At 60.6% G+C, this 13,331-nt stretch carries 14 protein-coding genes; 7 read left to right on the top strand and 7 right to left on the bottom strand.

Features of this window, described 5'->3' with window-relative positions; translation table 11 throughout:
* Positions 1-317 precede the first annotated feature (317 nt).
* A complete protein-coding gene (locus AC27VU_RS19095; protein ID WP_488724661.1) occupies positions 318-551 on the top strand; it encodes a hypothetical protein in 234 nt (77 codons plus the stop codon).
* A gap of 255 nt (positions 552-806) precedes the next feature.
* Positions 807-1,436 (top strand): flavin reductase family protein, encoded by a 630-nt coding sequence (locus AC27VU_RS19090; RefSeq protein WP_003227627.1) that lies wholly within the window; start codon positions 807-809, stop codon positions 1,434-1,436.
* Between the two features lie 6 nt (positions 1,437-1,442).
* Here AC27VU_RS19090 and AC27VU_RS19085 read toward each other — a convergent pair whose 3' ends face one another.
* Together AC27VU_RS19085 and AC27VU_RS19080 are read right to left on the bottom strand one after the other, a co-directional pair.
* Positions 1,443-1,685: a hypothetical protein gene (locus tag AC27VU_RS19085; protein WP_103486312.1), complete on the bottom strand. Its 243-nt coding sequence runs from the start codon at positions 1,683-1,685 to the stop codon at positions 1,443-1,445.
* Between the two features lie 43 nt (positions 1,686-1,728).
* A complete protein-coding gene (locus tag AC27VU_RS19080; RefSeq protein ID WP_003227631.1) occupies positions 1,729-2,082 on the bottom strand; it encodes an antibiotic biosynthesis monooxygenase family protein in 354 nt (117 codons plus the stop codon).
* A 430-nt stretch (positions 2,083-2,512) separates the two neighbouring features.
* Between AC27VU_RS19080 and AC27VU_RS19075 the strand changes: the two genes are divergently transcribed.
* Entirely contained in the window at positions 2,513-3,442 is a 930-nt protein-coding gene (locus AC27VU_RS19075; protein WP_003227633.1) for an AraC family transcriptional regulator, read from the top strand.
* A 162-nt stretch (positions 3,443-3,604) separates the two neighbouring features.
* Here the strand turns inward: AC27VU_RS19075 and AC27VU_RS19070 are convergent, their stop codons facing one another.
* On the bottom strand, positions 3,605-5,053 hold the full coding sequence (locus tag AC27VU_RS19070) for an aldehyde dehydrogenase family protein (protein WP_488724688.1): 1,449 nt from the start codon (positions 5,051-5,053) through the stop codon (positions 3,605-3,607).
* On the bottom strand, positions 5,053-6,690 hold the full coding sequence (locus AC27VU_RS19065; protein ID WP_488724660.1) for a 5-guanidino-2-oxopentanoate decarboxylase: 1,638 nt from the start codon (positions 6,688-6,690) through the stop codon (positions 5,053-5,055). Before AC27VU_RS19065 ends, AC27VU_RS19070 begins: the two co-directional genes overlap by 1 nt.
* 228 nt (positions 6,691-6,918) lie before the next feature.
* Between AC27VU_RS19065 and AC27VU_RS19060 the strand changes: the two genes are divergently transcribed.
* Positions 6,919-7,800 (top strand): LysR substrate-binding domain-containing protein, encoded by an 882-nt coding sequence (locus AC27VU_RS19060; RefSeq protein WP_103486315.1) that lies wholly within the window; start codon positions 6,919-6,921, stop codon positions 7,798-7,800.
* A gap of 123 nt (positions 7,801-7,923) precedes the next feature.
* On the opposite strand, the gene AC27VU_RS19055 is transcribed toward AC27VU_RS19060, so the two are convergent.
* Positions 7,924-8,538: an NAD(P)-dependent oxidoreductase gene (locus AC27VU_RS19055; protein WP_226499499.1), complete on the bottom strand. Its 615-nt coding sequence runs from the start codon at positions 8,536-8,538 to the stop codon at positions 7,924-7,926.
* Positions 8,539-8,759: 221 nt separating this feature from the next.
* Positions 8,760-9,638 carry an MBL fold metallo-hydrolase gene (locus AC27VU_RS19050; RefSeq protein ID WP_488724659.1) on the bottom strand — a complete coding sequence of 293 codons (879 nt, stop codon included), beginning with the start codon at positions 9,636-9,638 and terminating at the stop codon, positions 8,760-8,762.
* A 114-nt stretch (positions 9,639-9,752) separates the two neighbouring features.
* On the opposite strand from AC27VU_RS19050, the gene AC27VU_RS19045 reads away from it, so the two are divergent.
* Both AC27VU_RS19045 and AC27VU_RS19040 read left to right on the top strand, forming a co-directional pair.
* Positions 9,753-10,658 carry a LysR family transcriptional regulator gene (locus tag AC27VU_RS19045; protein ID WP_488724658.1) on the top strand — a complete coding sequence of 302 codons (906 nt, stop codon included), beginning with the start codon at positions 9,753-9,755 and terminating at the stop codon, positions 10,656-10,658.
* Positions 10,659-10,753: 95 nt separating this feature from the next.
* Complete coding sequence (locus tag AC27VU_RS19040) at positions 10,754-10,930, top strand: hypothetical protein (protein WP_003227641.1); 177 nt, start codon at positions 10,754-10,756, stop codon at positions 10,928-10,930.
* Positions 10,931-11,066: 136 nt separating this feature from the next.
* Here the strand turns inward: AC27VU_RS19040 and AC27VU_RS19035 are convergent, their stop codons facing one another.
* Positions 11,067-11,951, bottom strand: coding sequence for a helix-turn-helix domain-containing protein (locus AC27VU_RS19035; RefSeq protein ID WP_103486318.1), 885 nt, complete (start codon positions 11,949-11,951; stop codon positions 11,067-11,069).
* A 177-nt stretch (positions 11,952-12,128) separates the two neighbouring features.
* On the opposite strand from AC27VU_RS19035, the gene pobA reads away from it, so the two are divergent.
* Positions 12,129-13,322, top strand: a complete 1,194-nt coding sequence (gene pobA, locus AC27VU_RS19030) for a 4-hydroxybenzoate 3-monooxygenase (RefSeq protein WP_488724657.1) — start codon at positions 12,129-12,131, stop codon at positions 13,320-13,322.
* Positions 13,323-13,331: the final 9 nt, after the last annotated feature.

The following is a 13,331-nucleotide window of genomic DNA, read 5'->3' as shown; positions in this document are numbered from 1 at the left end:
CGCGAGGGGCGCACCCTGGTTCCAGATCAATCAGGACAACTCGGCAGCACCCGCTTGCCAATCGCAAGTATGAAAAATCCCTCACCTTCGGTTAACACCGATTAATCGCTGATTAATGCTGCCCCCTCATTCTGCAATCACCTGATCGATGACCTGCGCGACGCTCGCTCCGACGACGAAAGCGATTTCAACGCGCCGCCCTTAATATCAAGTTAATCGATTGTTTTTAGCATTAATTTGCGATTTTCAATCAATTTATTTGGCGTAGCATTAAACCCATGCAAGACACACCCACCAACGAATCTGGAGTAAAGAACATGAAAACCAAACTGATCCTCGCCCTGACCCTGTCCGTACTGGCCGCCAACACCTTCGCTGCCGATGGCTCGGACAAAACCAAATCCTCCGACTTTATTACCGGCGGTTCCGCCGTCATCGAAACCGGCCACTCGGGCACTTACGCCGCAGATGGTTTTGATAAAACCAACATCGGCAAAACCGTCGCAGCTGACGGCTTCGACAAGACCGGTACTGCTGCAGCCATCAGCTAAGTATGAGCAGTTCTTCCACAGCCCGGCTTCGGCCGGGCTTAGTCATTTCTGAAGCATCACATATTCTCAAATCACCCAAATCCCCTGTAGGAGCTGCCGAAGGCTGCGATCTTTTGATCTTGATCTTAAAAAACAAAATCAAAAGATCGCAGCCTTCGGCAGCTCCTACAGGGGGATCAGCGCTTGACTGGAAATACGTGGAGCGTCCTTGCACTATGGCCGCATCCGAAACGCAGCCTCAGGAATTCATTCACCATGTCCGATGACATCCACTACTACGAACCCGCCAATGGCCACGGCCTGCCCCACGATCCGTTCAACGCCATCGTCGGCCCGCGCCCCATCGGCTGGATTTCTTCGCAGGATGCCCACGGCCAGCTGAATCTGGCGCCCTACAGCTTCTTCAACGCGTTCAATTACATTCCGCCGATCATTGGTTTTTCCAGTGTCGGGCGCAAAGACAGCCTGAATAACATCGAGCAGACCGGTGAGTTCGCCTGGAACCTCGCCACCCGGCCGCTGGCCGAGCAGATGAACCAGAGCTGCGCGATGGTCGCGCCTGAGGTCAACGAGTTTGAATTGGCCGGGCTGACGCCGGTGGCGTCGAAGGTGATTGCGGTGCCACGGGTAGCCGAAAGCCCGGTGTCCTTCGAATGCAAGGTCACACAGATCATTCAGTTGCAGCGCGCCGATGGCGAAACCGTGCCGAGCTGGCTGATTCTCGGCGAAGTGGTCGCCGTGCATATCGCCAAGTGGCTGTTGAAGGACGGGATCTACGACACCGCCGCGGCAGAACCGATTCTGCGCGGCGGCGGGCCGGCGGACTATTTCCAGTTGGGGCCTGAAGCCCTGTTCAAGATGTGGCGCCCGGGTGCGGGCAAGTAAGCGCAGTTACCAGATCAGCTCGGCGTCATCGGTGACACCCTTGAGGCGGTCCAGCTCCTGGGTCGCCGCGTCATCGGCAGCGATGGCGCCGGGAAACACCTGATCACCCAGCAGTTTGTGGAAGCGTGGCGCACCGCCATCGACCAGGGCCTTGACCGCGATTGCCGCGTGATAACCCTTGTTGCCGCCCAACTCGACGGGGACGACTGCGGAGACTGCTTCGAAGTGTTCAAACTCTTTACGTGCCATGGCACACATCCTGGCTCAGACGAATAAGCCGGACATTAAACCCTCAACCGGCGAGTTTGTGTATCGGTGCCGGACATTGTCCGAGCGCCTGCGCCGCTGACACCTCTTTGAAGGTGTGGAAATCCAGGCTGTTGACCACCAGATCCTGGACCAACTCGGCAAAGATCTGCATCGACGGGCTGTTGAAATACGCGGTCATCGCCTGTTGATGGCTCCAGAAACCGGAGACCAGCCACAGCTCCGGATCGCATTGCGAATGCTGCAGGGCAAAGCTCAGGCAACCGGGGGCGGCGCGCGACGGTTCGATCAAGGCACTGAGGCGCACACCGAGTTCAGCGGAGCGTCCGGCGCGCGCTCGAACGAAGGCCATATGACTGACGGGAATCTGCTTGGACATGTTCAACCCTCCCAGGGAGTCGCGTGGCAGCCGGGGGACGGGCTGCGACAGGATCCAAGGTTAAGGGCCGCGCACAAGGCGCCGTTAGTCGATTCCTGCCGCTGCGTTGCACAATCCTGCGAGACTGCACAAAAGTCCGGCAACCACCACTAAAACCCTGTCACACCCCTGTCATACGCGTTTTGTGTAGGAGCTGCCGCAGGCTGCGATCTTTTGACTTTCGCTTTTAAAATCAAAAGATCGCAGCCTGCGGCAGCTCCTACAGGGGTATTCGCCGCAGGGGGTAAGGTGGCGGTCGCGGGCTGATGGCCGACGCGCAAAACCAGCCCATGCAGAATCAGGCAAGCATTTGACAGGATGTGTCTACCGCTCGCGCTTGCACAAACTTATGCTCTGCCCCATTCCAGATCCCTTGCCGAGGATGCCGTGCATGACGTCATTCGATCGTTTCCAAGCCCCGCCCGATGCCGACATGGAAAAACAGCGCGCAGAACTCGCGGCGATCATCCGTCGCAACACCACCGACGATGGCAGTTATGCGACCGCCATCGGCTCGCTGTTCATGTCGCGCCACACCCAATCCCACGACTTCGCCCCGGTACTCGCGCAACCGGCGCTGTGCATCATGGCTCAGGGTCGGAAAGAGGTGCGGCTGGCGGATGAGTACTTCAATTACGATCCGCTGAATTACCTGGTGGTCTCGGTCTCGATGCCGCTCAGCGGACGGGTGGTGAATGTCTCGCCGGAGGAGCCGATCCTCGCTGTGCGCCTGGACATCGACCCGGCGGAAATCACCGCACTGATCGCCGACGCCGGCCCGATGGGTGTGCCGACCCGGCCCACGGGACGCGGTCTGTATGTCGAGCAGATCGACAGCGCGATGCTCGACGCGGTGCTGCGGCTGGCGCGCCTGCTCGACGCGCCGAAAGACATCGCCATGCTCGCGCCGCTGATTCGCCGGGAGATTCTCTATCGCCTGCTGCGCAGTCCGCAGGGTCATCGCTTGTATGAAATCGCGATTGCCAACAGCCAGAGCCACCGCATCAGCCAGGCGATCAAATGGCTCAACGGCAACTTCGAGCAGCCGCTGCGCATCGATGATCTGGCGAAGGAAGTGAACCTCAGCGTCTCGACCTTGCATCACCGTTTCAAGGCAATGACGGCGATGAGTCCGTTGCAGTACCAGAAGCAGCTGCGCCTGCAAGAGGCGCGACGCCTGATGCTGGCTGAAGGGCTGGAAGCTTCGGCCGCGGGGTATCGAGTCGGGTATGAAAGTCCGTCGCAGTTCAGCCGCGAGTACAGCCGCTTGTTTGGCGCGCCGCCGTTGCGGGATCTGGCGCGGTTGCGGCAGTCGGTCTGATCCGGAATCTGCTCTGCTGCCGCTGACGCTTTCGCGAGCAAGCCCGCTCCCACAGTGGACTAGTGTTGATCACACATCCAATGTGGGAGCGAGCTTGCTCGCGAAGAGGCCGGAATGCTCAGCAAAAAATCCGGATCAGATCGCCAAGACCCGACACGCCGTTCAGAGCGCCCGGATCACGTGCTTGATCTCCTGAAACGCAGACAACCCCCAAGGCCCCAACTCGCGGCCGATGCTGCTCTGCTTGTAGCCACCCCAGGCGGTCTGCGGAAAGATAACCTGCGGCGCATTGATCCACACCAGCCCGGCCTGCAACGCATTCGCCACCCGATCTGCCGCAGCCGCATCGCGAGTCACCACACTGGCGACCAGCCCGAACTGGCTGTCGTTGGCCAATGCAATCGCCTCGGCTTCGCTGCTGAAACTGCGCACGCAGAGCACCGGGCCAAAGATCTCTTCACACCACAACGCACTGTCGAGGGGCACCTCGGTGAACACCGTCGGCTGCAGGAAATACCCGCGTGGCAGATCCGCCGGACGATTGCCGCCGCAGATCAATTTCGCCCCGGCGCTCAAGCCGCGATCGATGTGGCCGAGCACGCGCTGGTACTGCGCCTGATTGACCAGCGCGCCCATCTCCACTTCAGGATCGAACGGATCGGCCACGCGGATTTTTTCCGCGCGGGCCTGCAATCGGATTAGAAATTCGTCGGCCAGCTCATCGGCGACCAACACCCGACTGGTGGCCGAACACATCTGCCCGGCGTTGAAAAAACCGCCGCCACAGGCCAGCTCCACCGCCAGTTCCAGATCGGCATCGGCCAGCACCAGCAGCGAAGATTTGCCACCCAGTTCCAGGCTCACGCCCTTCACCGTTTCGGCGGCGCGTTGCATCACTTGCACGCCGACCGCGTTGCTGCCAGTAAAGGAGATCTTGGCGATGCGCGGATCCGCCGACAGCGGCGCACCGACCGCCAGACCGGTGCCGCACACAAGGTTGAACACGCCTTGGGGCAGACCGGATTCGGCGATGATCGCCGCCAGTTCCAGCTCCGGCAGCGGCGTGACTTCCGACGGTTTCAACACCACGCAGCAACCGGCAGCCAGCGCCGGCGCGAGTTTCCACGCGGTGGTGACCATCGGGAAATTCCACGGCACGATGAGCCCGACCACACCACACGGCTCACGCCGCAGGCGCGCACTGAAGTCGTCGCTGGGCAGCGGCACGTTGCTGTCCTGTTGCGCATCGAGACCTTCGGCGAGTTCGGCGTAATACTCGAACGTGGCGATCACATCATCGACGTCGATGGACGCTTCGAACTGCGGTTTGCCGTTATTGCTCGACTGCAGCTGCATCAGGTGATCGCGACCGTTGCGCACGCCATTAGCGATGTTGCGCAGGATCGCGCCGCGCTCGGCACCGCTGGTTTTCGACCAGCTCTTGAACGCTTCAGTGGCTGCGCTGACGGCCAGATCAACCGCGCGTTCATCGCCGCCATTGACCGTGGTCAGCAGCGCTTCGGTGGCCGGGTTGATCACCCGCAGATGCTCGCGACCGGCGGACCATTGGCCGTTGATGTACAGGCCATCGAGTGTGGTTGGGAAATTGATCATTTGGCCACCGCCTGCATCCATTGAGTCTGGTCGATTTCAATCAGGGTCGGGCCCTGACGATCAGTGGCGGCACGCAGCGCACCACGCAGCTGTTCAACCGAGCTGATCGCTTCGGCGGCGCAGCCCAGGGCCTTGGCGACGCCGATGAAATCCGGGGTGTAGATATCGACGCCAACTGGCTCGATGGCACGGTTGACCATGTACTTCTTGATCTCTTCGTAGCCCTGGTTATTCCACAACAGGACGATCACCGGCGTGCGCGCTTCGACTGCGCTGGCCAGTTCCGGCAGGGTGAACTGCAAGCCGCCATCACCGATCAGGCACACCACTGGCGGGCGCGCGCCGCCCTTGATGCGGCCGCCGAGCCATGCGCCGATCGCCGCCGGCAAGGCGTAACCGAGGGTGCCGTAACCGGTGGACGAATTGAACCAGCGGCGCGGGTGATCCGGGTTGAACGTGAGGTTGCCGGTGTACACCGGTTGCGTGGAATCGCCGACGAACACCGCATCCGGCAGTTCATCAAGCACAGTGTCGAGAAAGAGGGTCTGGGCCAGGGTCGGCGCATCCCAGCTCGCGGCCAGTTCAGTGCGCAATTGTGCGACGCGAACCTGACCCCAATCGCTGCTGCGTTCGGCGAGTTTTTGCTGTGCCAGCGCACTGAGCAGCGCTTGCGCGGCGTTGCGCGAATCGGCGACCAACGCCACGTGCGGCGGATAGTTGCGCACGGTCTGATCGGCGTCGATGTCGATGCGCAGCAACTTGCCGGGGATCTCGAAACCACCGGCGAAGGTGACGTCGTAATCGGTCTCCGCCAGCTCGGTGCCGATCGCCAGCACCACGTCGGCATCGGCCACCAGTGCACGGGTCGCGACCAGCGTTTGCGTCGAGCCGATCAGCAGCGGGTGGTTCGACGGCAACATGCCTTTGGCGTTGATGGTCAGTGCTACGGGAGCATCGAGGCGCTCGGCCAGTCGGGTCAGCTCGGGTGCGGCGTCGATGGCACCGCCGCCAGCGAGAATCAGCGGACGCCGGGCGTTGGCCAGCAGTTCAGTCATGCGGCTGACGGCACTCGGTGCTGCACCGGCACGATCGATGTTCACCGGAACACTGCCGAGCAATTCATCGGCCTCTTCGACCAGCACGTCCAACGGAATTTCGATGTGCACCGGACGCGGGCGCCCGGCCTGGAACAGGGCGAAGGCACGCGCCAGTACGCCCGGCAATTCCGCAGCGGACATCAAGGTGTGAGAGAACGCAGCGACACCGCCGACCAGCGCACTCTGGTTCGGCAACTCGTGGAGCTTGCCGCGACCGCCGCCCAACTGGCTGCGGGTCTGCACGCTGGAGATCACCAGCATCGGGATCGAGTCGGCGTAGGCCTGGCCCATCGCGGTGGTGATGTTGGTCATGCCCGGGCCGGTGATGATGAAGCACACACCCGGTTTGCCGCTGGTGCGCGCATAGCCGTCAGCCATGAAACCGGCACCCTGTTCATGCCGTGGAGTGACGTGGTTGATGCGCGAACGGGCCAGGCCGCGATACAGCTCAACGGTGTGCACCCCGGGAATGCCGAACACCTGCTCGACCCCGTAACCTTCGAGTAACTTGACCAGTACTTCGCCACACGTCGCCATGCCGATTGCCCTTCTTGTTGTTCAATACGCCGTGCCAGTGTGGGAGCGAGCTTGCTCGCGAAAGCGGTGTATCAGCCACATTGATGCTGAATAGAAAACCGTATTCGCGAGCAAGCTCGCTCCCACATCGATCCGGGTGGAATGGGCTCATTGAACGGGCGGCGAGTAGCGGCAACAATCGATTAAAAGTCATACTAGCCATGTCCTCACGTCATACCTCGGATCCCCATGAAACGACTGCCTCCCCTGCCCGCCCTGCACACGTTTCTGATCACTGCGCAGTGCTGCAACTTCACCCGGGCGGCCGAGCAGTTGCACATCACCCAGGGCGCGGTGAGCCGGCAGATCGCCGGGCTGGAGGATCATCTCGGTTATGAGTTGTTCATTCGTCTGGCCCGAGGCCTTGAGCTGACCGCTGAAGGGCGTGAGTGGCTGCCACGGGTGGAGAAGATCTTTGGCCTGATCAGCGAAGCGACCGAGCAGATCGGTCTCAAGCGGCAAACTCTGCAACTCAAGGCGCCGAGCTGCGTGATGCGCTGGCTGGTGCCGCGCCTGCTGCAGTGGCAAAAGGAACGCCCGGATGTGCCGGTCAAACTGACCACCACACTGGCCCACGGCGTGGACTTTCAGCGTGAGCCATTCGATGCCGCGGTGATCTACGGCACGCCACCGGACAATTCGTCGACCGCCCTGCATCTGTTCGATGAACAACTGACGCCAGTCTGTTCGCCAGCGCTATTGAAGGGCCCACCGGCGCTGAGCGAACCGGCCGATCTGCAACAGCATCTGCTGCTGCATCCCACCCACGATATCCAGGACTGGACCGTATGGCTGACAGCCGCCGGGTTGCAATTGAGCAATGTCGACACGGGGCAGCATTTCGAGACGCTGGATCAGGCGATGTCGATGGCCTCCCACGGGACGGGTGTGGCGATTGGCGACTGGTCGCTGATCGGCGATGACCTGCGCGCCGGGCGGCTGGTGATGCCGTTTGAGTTGAAGGTGAAGACGGGGTTGGGGTACTACGTGGTGATGCCGCAGGGTGGGGAAGCATCGCCGCAGTTGGAGGAGTTGATGATCTGGCTGGTGGAACAGGCGCATACCCGCTGAAACAAACTAATACCCCTGTGGGAGCGGGCTTGCTCGCGAAGGCGGAGTGTCAGTCACTTCAAATGTCGCTGACACACCGCCTTCGCGAGCAAGCCCGCTCCCACATTTGTTCCGCGTCGTTGCTTAGTAGCCGACCGTAAACCGCTGACGCGAATGCTTCGGCGTTTCCACTTCGTCGATCAGCGCGATCGCGTAATCGGCGAAGGTGATCCAGCTACGACCTTCGGTACTCATCAGCAAGTGATCCTTGCCGACGCGGAAGGTGCCGGTGCGCTCACCTTCGACAAACTCTGCCGATGGCGAGAGGAAGGTCCAGTCCAGATCCTGCTCCTGACGCAACGCATCGAGAAACGCCGCCCCCGCACTGGCCTCGGTTTTGTATTCGGCGGGGAAACCCGCGCTGTCGATCACTCGGGTGTCGTCCGGCAGCAACAGCGAACCGGCCCCCCCGACCACCAGCAGACGCTTCACGCCCGCCTGTTTCACCGGGCCGACCACGGCACTGGCCGGTACGGTGGCGAAATGCGCGGCGCTGATCACCACGTCGTGACCGGCGACGGCGGCTTGCAGCGCCGCCGAATCCAGCACATCGACATTCTTGCTGACCACACCGGCACGGTTACCGATCTTCGAGGTATCGCGGGCGATGGCGGTGACGCTATGGCCGCGACGCAGGGCTTCTTCCAGCAGTTGGCTACCGGCACGGCCGGTGGCACCAATGATTGCGATCTTGCTCATGACATTCTCCAGTTGGCTTGAGAGTTTCAACGACGGCATAAATCTAATCTTGAAGCGGTATTCCCTGTGGCGAGGGAGCTTGCTCCCGCTGGAGGGCGAAGCACTCCCCCGCCCGTTTCAGATACAACGCATTGGCAGGTTTTACGCCTGCTGCGCAGGCGGGCGGGAGCAAGCTCCCTCGCCACAAAAGTCCTCTCGACCTCTGTTTCAGATCAATCGGGTTACCACTTCATCTCGCCCTTGGCGACTTTGGCGCTCAGCTCCAGCGAGCTTTCTTCGCCGAGTTTCGGGTAGCGTTTTTGCATGGCCTTGATCAGTGCGGCGGAATCTTTGGCCTTGGCGGTTTCATCGTCGAAAGCCTTAATGTAGTCGGCGGTGAATTTCACGCTGGCCAGCGAGCGGCTGCTCTCGCCCAGATAGTGACCCGGCACCACGGTTTTCGGCTTCAGGGTTTCGATCGAGTGCAGGGTTTGCAGCCAGTCGGCGTGGGATTGCGCGGTCTGGGTATCAGCCATCCACACATGAATGTTCTCGGCGACCACGACGCCACCGACCACAGCCTTGAGCGACGGAATCCACACGAAACTGCGATCCGGTTGTTTGCCTTCAAGTCCCACCACCTGCAACTTCTGCCCTTCGAGCATCAGGCTGTCGCCCTTGAGCACGCCCGGCACGATGGTTTTGGCTGGCACGTCGGCGCCCATTTTCGGGCCCCAGAAGGCGAGTTTGCCGTCGACGGTCTGCTTGATGTGATCGACGGTCGGCTGCGAGGCCAGCACGGTGGCGTCGGGGAAAGCCTGAGTCAGGGTGTCGAGGCCGAAGTAGTAATCCGGGTCACCGTGGCTGATGTAGATGGTGGTCAGGTGCTTGCCGCTGGCGCGGATCTTTTCCACCACCTGCTCGGCCTGGGCCTTGCCGAATTGCGCGTCGACCAGGATCGCGTCTTTCTCGCCGCTGACCAGCACCGAAGTCACCGGGAAAATCGCGTTGGTGCCCGGGTTGTAGACATCCAGGGTCAGGTTGGCGGCAGCGGCGTGGGCCGCGAAACCGAGGGTGGCGGTGGCCAGCAAAACGCGCTTGAGGGTAGTGAAGCCGATCATCTGTTGCTCCGTGGTCCGAATGCCGTGTTTGGCGATGGGACAGAGCTTAGTTGCCTGACTCGGTACAAAAAATGCGATGCTTGGACATAGTTTGTTTCTGAAAGCGGGCAAATCATGGATCGTCTTCAAGCAATGCGGGTGTTTGTCACGGTGGTGGATCTGGGCAGCCAGTCGGCGGCCGCCGATCATCTGGACCTGTCACGGCCGGTGGTGTCGCGCTATCTGGCGGAGCTGGAAGACTGGATCGGCGCGCGCCTGATGCACCGCACCACGCGCAAGTTGAGCCTGACCGCCGCCGGCAGTGAAATCCTGCCGCGCTGTCGGCAGATGCTCGAACTCTCGACGGATATGCAGGCAGCAGTCAGTGAACCGCACGATGCACCGCGAGGATTGCTGCGTATCAGCGTCAGCACCTCGTTCGGCCAGGCGCAACTGGCCGATGCGATGGCGGCGTACGTCAAACGTTACCCCGGGGTCAGCATCGATCTGCAGATGCTCGACCGCACGGTGAACCTGGTGGATGAGCGCATCGACCTGGCGATCCGCACCAGCAATGACCTGGACCCGAACCTGATCGCCCGACGCCTGACCGTGTGCCGCTCAGTGGTCTGCGCCGCACCGGCTTATCTGCGCGATAACCCGCCACCGCAGCGGGTCGAGGACCTGGGCCGACACAACTGCCTCACGCACTCGTATTTCGGCAAGAGCCTGTGGCATTTCGAGGAGGATGGCGAACCGGTGTCGGTGCCGGTACAGGGTAACATCAGCGCCAATGAAGCCAGCACCCTGTTGCGGGCGACGCTGGCCGGCGCGGGGGTGGCGATGCTGCCGACCTATCAGGCCGGGGTTCACGTGCATACCGGTGAACTGGTACGTCTGCTGCCGGATGCCGAGCCACGGCAGATGAACATCTACGCGGTGTATGCGTCACGCAAGCACATGCCGGCAGCGCTGCGCAGCATGCTGGATTTTCTCGTCGAACGATTCCCGGAAAATCCCAAATGGGATATAGGCCTGTAAATCCGGTATTCCTGTGGGAGCGGTGGCTGGCAACTCTGTACCGCTGACCTATGCTGAAAGTAATACCGCAGGGTATGCGTTCAGAGGTCAACGCCATGAACATCAGAACAAGAAGGTACTTCGCGATTTTCATCACCTGCGCCGCTACGCTGGCGCTGTACGGCACCGCGGCCTGGCGGGTCGAGCAACTGCGACAACTGCCCCGCGAGTTCGCGAGTTGCAATTTCGAGCGCTGCATTCCGCATAACGCGACGCTTAATGCACTGCGCTGATTGACCTGAGCTGCAGTGCGATCCTGTGGGAGGGGGCTTGCTCCCGAATGCGATGTGTCATTCAGCATTGATGCAAACTGATAGACCGCTTTCGGGAGCAAGCCCCCTCCCACAGGAGACCGCAGCGTTTACCAGATCACTGCTCGGCCTTCAGCCGGTCGCGGAAGGCCTTTGGCGATATCCCCACCCGGCGCCGGAACAGGCGCGTGAAGTTGGTCGGATCGGAAAACCCCAACAACTCCGACATCTCGTAAATGGTCATGCTGGTGTAGGTCAGCAAACGTTTGGCTTCCAGCAACTGGCGTTCGTGCATGATCTGCAGCGCCGGCTGCCCTGCCAGTTCCCGGCAGGTGCCGTTGAGGTGCGACACCGAAATCCCCAGGCGATGGGCGAGGTCTTCGACCTTCACATGCTGGCGGTAAGTCTCCTCCACCAATTGAATGAACCCGTTGAGGTATTCGCGCTGGCGTTGCGGTCGCTGGCTGGCGTTATGGCGCACGATCGCCTGTCGGCTGACCCAGACCATGATCACGCTCACCAGCGAATGCATGAGCATTTCCCGCGCTGGCTGATGGCCGTTGTACTCGGCCTGCAACGCTGAAAACAGACTGTTCAGGTACTCCGCATCCTTGCCCGCCGGATAGTGCTCGGCCTGGGCCAGTGCGTGCACCGAATTGCCCAGTTGCGCCTGCAAGTGATTGATCAACGGATTGGCGAGGGTGACGACGAATCCTTCGACGTCCTCGGAAAAGCGGAAGCCATGCACCGACAACGGTGGCAGGACTTGAATGGCGGGTTCGTTGAGCTGCGTGCGTTGACCTTCGATTTCAAGCTCTGCCTGACCTTTGAAGACGAAGAGCAACTGGCACAAATCGGCGTGGCGGTGGGGTTTGATTTCCCATTGATGTTCGCGGCTGCGTTTGGAAATGGTTTCACAGTGCAGCAAGTCAGGGGTCGGCCAGTCCAGGCTTTCACCGTAGAGCTTGAACACCGGAATCGAAGGCAGGTCAGGCTTGTTCATCACTTCAATCCAGGCCTCGAGGTTGCGGGCGATAATCGCACCGATTGGCAGAATGTACAGGTATCGGCTCAGTTTTCACCTTCAATTGACAGACCCGCAAGGGAAAAATGCAAGCACTCGATCCATAAAAATCATTCACCGGCTCCCGTCGCGTGAAGCTTGCGAGTCATAAAAACAATGAAAACGCTGAAAACCCAAGTCGCCATCATCGGCGCCGGTCCGTCCGGATTGCTCCTCGGTCAGTTGTTGCACAACGCTGGTATCGACACCCTGATTGTCGAACGCCAGACACCCGATTACGTGCTCGGGCGAATTCGCGCCGGGGTGCTTGAACAGGGCATGGTAGAGCTGTTGCGTCAGGCCGGCGTGGGTGCGCGCATGGATGCCGAAGGGTTGGTACACACCGGCTTCGATCTGGCATTGGATGGACGTCTGGCACACATCGATCTGCAGGGTTTGACCGGCGGAAAAACCGTGATGGTTTACGGCCAGACCGAAGTCACTCGCGACCTGATGGCCGCTCGTCGGGAGGCCGGGGCGCTGTCGTTTTATGAAGTGAGCGATGTCGTTCCTCACGGCATGAAAAGCGACGAGGCCTTTGTCACTTTCGAAAAGGACGGTGAAACCTGGCGCGTCGACTGCGATTACATCGCCGGTTGCGATGGTTTTCACGGCGTGGCCCGGCAGTCGATTCCCGAAGACTGCCTGAAGATTTTCGAGCGAGTCTATCCGTTCGGCTGGCTGGGGATTCTCGCCGACACCCCGCCGGTGCACGATGAGCTGGTGTACGCCCGTCACGAACGCGGCTTCGCCCTGTGCAGCATGCGCTCGGCCACTCGCACCCGTTACTACCTGCAAGTGCCGGCCGAGGAAAATGTCGCCGCCTGGTCCGATCAGCGCTTTTGGGATGAACTCAAAAGCCGCTTGCCCACGGCGCTTGCCGAGAAACTGGTGACCGGCCCGTCGATTGAAAAAAGTATCGCGCCGCTGCGCAGTTTTGTCGTCGAGCCGATGCAGTACGGGCGGATGTTTCTGCTTGGCGATGCCGCGCATATCGTCCCGCCCACTGGCGCCAAGGGCCTGAATCTGGCGGCCAGTGACGTCAGCACTTTGTTCAATATCCTGCTGAAGGTTTACCGCGAAGGACGCACGGACTTGTTGGAGAAATACTCGGAAATCTGCCTGCGCCGGGTATGGAAAGCCGAACGCTTTTCCTGGTGGATGACCTCGATGCTGCATCGCTTCGACGAACACGATGATTTCAGTCAGCGCATCAGCGCCTCGGAACTGGACTACTTTGTCAGTTCAGAAGCGGGGCGAAAAACCATTGCAGAAAATTACGTCGGACTTCCTTATGAGGCTATCGAATAGCTTCCTACC

It is taken from the genome of Pseudomonas sp. 14P5.3.2 (genome assembly GCF_057799175.1).
The sequence above is the reverse complement of the archived record's forward strand: the minus strand, read 5'-3'. Positions and strand labels throughout refer to the sequence as shown.